Annotated in this window: 5 protein-coding genes and 1 riboswitch; of the genes, 4 read left to right on the forward strand and 1 reads right to left on the reverse strand. The window is 61.6% G+C overall.

All coding sequences use genetic code 11. The features are described from left to right. Nucleotides 1-252 precede the first annotated feature (252 nt). Nucleotides 253-455, forward strand: a riboswitch (cobalamin riboswitch). A 96-nt stretch (nucleotides 456-551) separates the two neighbouring features. The 4 genes from ACP7BX_RS30790 to cobM all read left to right on the forward strand — a co-directional run bounded on the left by ACP7BX_RS30790 (nucleotide 552) and on the right by cobM (nucleotide 2,661). Further along, nucleotides 552-740, forward strand: coding sequence for a CbtB domain-containing protein (locus tag ACP7BX_RS30790; protein ID WP_033902252.1), 189 nt, complete (start codon nucleotides 552-554; stop codon nucleotides 738-740). Nucleotides 741-751: 11 nt separating this feature from the next. Further along, on the forward strand, nucleotides 752-1,456 hold the full coding sequence (locus tag ACP7BX_RS30795; protein ID WP_426130186.1) for a CbtA family protein: 705 nt from the start codon (nucleotides 752-754) through the stop codon (nucleotides 1,454-1,456). Further along, complete coding sequence (locus tag ACP7BX_RS30800; protein WP_314535695.1) at nucleotides 1,453-1,845, forward strand: cobalamin biosynthesis protein; 393 nt, start codon at nucleotides 1,453-1,455, stop codon at nucleotides 1,843-1,845. The genes ACP7BX_RS30795 and ACP7BX_RS30800 overlap by 4 nt, the downstream gene beginning before the upstream one ends. 69 nt (nucleotides 1,846-1,914) lie before the next feature. Then, entirely contained in the window at nucleotides 1,915-2,661 is a 747-nt protein-coding gene (gene cobM, locus ACP7BX_RS30805; protein WP_426130184.1) for a precorrin-4 C(11)-methyltransferase, read from the forward strand. 63 nt (nucleotides 2,662-2,724) lie between these two features. Here cobM and nfuA read toward each other — a convergent pair whose 3' ends face one another. Beyond that, complete coding sequence (gene nfuA, locus ACP7BX_RS30810; protein WP_003190728.1) at nucleotides 2,725-3,309, reverse strand: Fe-S biogenesis protein NfuA; 585 nt, start codon at nucleotides 3,307-3,309, stop codon at nucleotides 2,725-2,727. Between the last annotated feature and the right edge of the window lie 292 nt (nucleotides 3,310-3,601).

Genomic DNA, 3,601 nt, shown 5'->3' on the forward strand with positions numbered 1-3,601 from the left:
TGGGTAACCCGGCAGGACGCCGGGTTAGCCGCGCTGGGCCAAGGATGGCCCATCGCGGCGGCCCACGGATTCAAGCCTGCGTTCGGGCACACCGAGCCTAAGCGAGGTGCCGAGTGTTGGGGCAAGAGCGTTTTGCTTACTTTTGCGCTCTATCAAAAGTGAGCCGCCGTAAGGGCGGAACCAATTTCAGCCATCACCGCAGCAACGGATATGTACACACCCCAATTGACTCCCCTCCCACCCCCATGCTCTCCTACACATCTTGTTTCGGGTGCCCTTCACAGGGTGAAACGGGAAACCGGTGCGTCATAGCGATATGACCAGTCCGGTGCTGCCCCCGCAACGGTAAGCGAGCGAAGCGTCAGATCCACTGTGCCTACGGCATGGGAAGGCGATGCTTAATAGGCGCAATGCCCCTCGCAAGCCCGGAGACCGGCCCGAAAAAATCAGATAACAAACCCGCGGTGGGCGGGCGCTGTTCAAACCCTGCGTGCCCGGCTCGCGGGGTTTTCATGCGCTCGTTTCACCCTGACACCTGAAAGGGACGCGCCATGTCGATCATCAGCAGCACCTCGCACTCCGCCAGCAACACCTCGACCCTGAGCCAACGCCTGACCGCCGCCATCGGCGCGTCGATCCTCGGCGCGTGCCTGGTGTATTTCGCCGGTTTCTCGCACATCGAGGCCGTGCACAACGCGGCCCACGATACCCGCCACAGCGCCGCGTTCCCGTGCCACTGAGACCTGCCGACATGATCAAGCGTATCGCGCAAACCGCAGGTTTCACCGGCCTGCTGGCCGCCCTGCTGCTGACCCTGCTGCAAAGCTTTTGGGTCGCCCCGCTGATTCTGCAGGCGGAAACCTTCGAAAAAGCCCCGGCCGCCACCGAAATGGCCCACGAACACGCCGAAGGTGCTGCCGCCCATACCCATGACGCTGAAGCCTGGGAGCCGGAAGATGGCTGGCAGCGCGTGCTGTCTACCACGGGCGGCAACCTGGTGGTCGCGGTGGGTTTTGCGTTGATGCTGGCCGGCCTCTACACGCTGCGTGCGCCAACCCGTACCGCCCAAGGCCTGCTGTGGGGCTTGGCCGGCTACGCAACCTTCGTGCTGGCACCGACGATGGGCCTGCCGCCTGAGCTGCCGGGCACTGCCGCCGCCGACCTGGCGCTGCGCCAGACTTGGTGGATCGGCACTGCCGCGTGTACTGCTGCCGGCATCGCTTTGATCGTGTTTGGTCGCAACTGGCTGCTGAAAGTGCTGGGCGTGGCGATCCTGGCGGTCCCCCATGTGATCGGCGCGCCGCAACCGGAAGTGCATTCGATGCTCGCTCCAGAAGCCCTGGAAGCGCAGTTCAAGATTGCTTCGCAGCTGACCAACGTCGCCTTCTGGCTGGCCTTGGGCCTGATCAGCGCGTGGCTGTTCCGTCGCAACCGTGACGACCAATACTCGGCATGACTTTGGTGGTTGGCCTCGGTTGCCAGCGGGGTTGTGATCTTCACACCTTGTTGGCGTTGTTCGATTCTGCCCTCGCCGAGGGCGGTATCGAGCGCCACCGCATTGCTGCGCTCGCCAGTATCGACCACAAACAACATGAAGCAGGACTAGCGGCATTGGCCGAGGTGCTGAACCTGCCACTGCAGTTTTTCAGCGCTGAACAACTGGCGGAGTTTGAACACCGCCTGAGCCACAAATCCGACATCGCTTTTGCCCATACCGGCTGTTACGGCATAGCCGAAAGCGCCGCATTGGCCCTCGCTGAACAGCTCGCCGGCAGCCCTGCCCGCCTGTTGATCACTCGCCAAAAAAGCACCCAGGCCACCTTTGCATTGGCGTGCGCCGGCTAAAATCCCGATAATTGCCGACCTCGATCATGAGCAACATTCATGCTCGCCCGTTTTTCAACAGGAATTACCATGACCGTCTACTTCATCGGCGCAGGCCCCGGCGACCCGGAATTGATCACCGTCAAAGGCCAACGGCTGATCCGCAGCTGCCCGGTGATCATCTATGCCGGCTCATTGGTGCCTGCGGCGGTGTTGGAGGGCCACTCGGCAGAAACGCTGGCCAACAGTGCCGAATTGCACCTGGAACAAATCATCGACCTGATCAAGACGGCCCACGCGAAGGGCCAGGATGTGGCGCGCGTCCATTCTGGCGACCCGAGCCTGTATGGCGCCATTGGCGAGCAGATCCGCCACCTGCGGGAGCTGGGCATTCCCTTCCAGATCATTCCCGGCGTCACCGCCGTGGCTGCCTGCGCCGCCTTGCTGGAAACCGAGCTGACCCTGCCTGACATCGCCCAGAGCGTGATCCTGACCCGCTACGCCGACAAGACCCGCATGCCCGCCGGCGAGGATTTCGACAGCCTGGCCCGGCATGGCACCACCATGGCGATTCACCTGGGGGTCAATCACTTGGAGAAGATTGTCGCTGAACTGCTGCCGCATTACGGCGCGGACTGCCCGATTGCCGTGGTGCACCGGGCGACCTGGCCGGATCAGGATTGGGCGATGGGCACCTTGAGTGATATTGCCCAGAAGGTGGCGGCCAAGGGCTTTCGGCGCACGGCATTGATTGTGGTGGGCCGGGTGTTGGCGAGTGACAGCTTCAGTGAATCGTCGCTGTACCGCGCAGGCCATGCCCATCTTTATCGCCCCTGAAATCCGGGCATAAAAAACGGCGCTCACGGGGCGCCGTTTTTTTGTTCGCAGCGAACACCTTACTCAGTAGTAGGCGTTTTCTTTCTGCGTGTGGTCGGTCACGTCACGTACGCCCTTGAGCTCTGGAATGCGCTCCAGCAAAGTGCGCTCGATGCCTTCACGCAGGGTCACGTCCGCTTGGCCGCAGCCTTGGCAGCCGCCACCGAACTTCAACACCGCAATGCCATCATCCACCACGTCGATCAGGCTGACCTGGCCGCCGTGGCTGGCAAGGCCGGGGTTGATTTCGGTTTGCAGGTAGTAGTTGATGCGCTCGTTCACCGGGCTGTCGGCGTTGACATTCGGCACCTTGGCGTTGGGCGCCTTGATGGTCAACTGGCCGCCCATGCGGTCGGTGGCGTAGTCGACCACGGCGTCGTCGAGGAAGGCTTCGCTGAAGGCATCGATGTAGGCGGTGAAGCTTTTCAGCCCCAGGGCGGTGTCTTCAGGTTTCTCTTCTCCAGGCTTGCAGTAGGCGATGCAAGTCTCGGCGTATTGGGTGCCGGGCTGGGTGATAAAGACGCGGATGCCGATACCTGGGGTGTTCTGCTTGGACAGCAGGTCAGCCAGGTAATCGTGGGCGGCGTCGGTAATGGTTATGGCAGTCATGGAAACTCCTCACAGGCTTGCCGGCAGTTTACGCCAAAATATTACGTAGGTACAAAGTCCTAGTGTTTTTGTCGGGATAGGTTTGTTTTTGGGGGCATATCCGTTATTTGGGTGATGGCGGCCTATGGTTCCGCCCTTACGGCGGGTCACTTTTGGAAAAGAGCCCCAAAAGTAACCAAAAGGGCTCTTGCCCCAACACTCGGCACCTCGCTCACGCTCGGTGTGCCCGTAATCCGACAGTGATTTGGGGGGCCGCCGCCACGCGCCATCCATGGCGCGGGGCGGCTAAACC

Origin of the sequence: Pseudomonas sp. DWP3-1-3b3, assembly GCF_049896305.1 — a bacterium.
GTDB classification, from domain to species: Bacteria; Pseudomonadota; Gammaproteobacteria; order Pseudomonadales; family Pseudomonadaceae; genus Aquipseudomonas; species Aquipseudomonas azotoformans_A.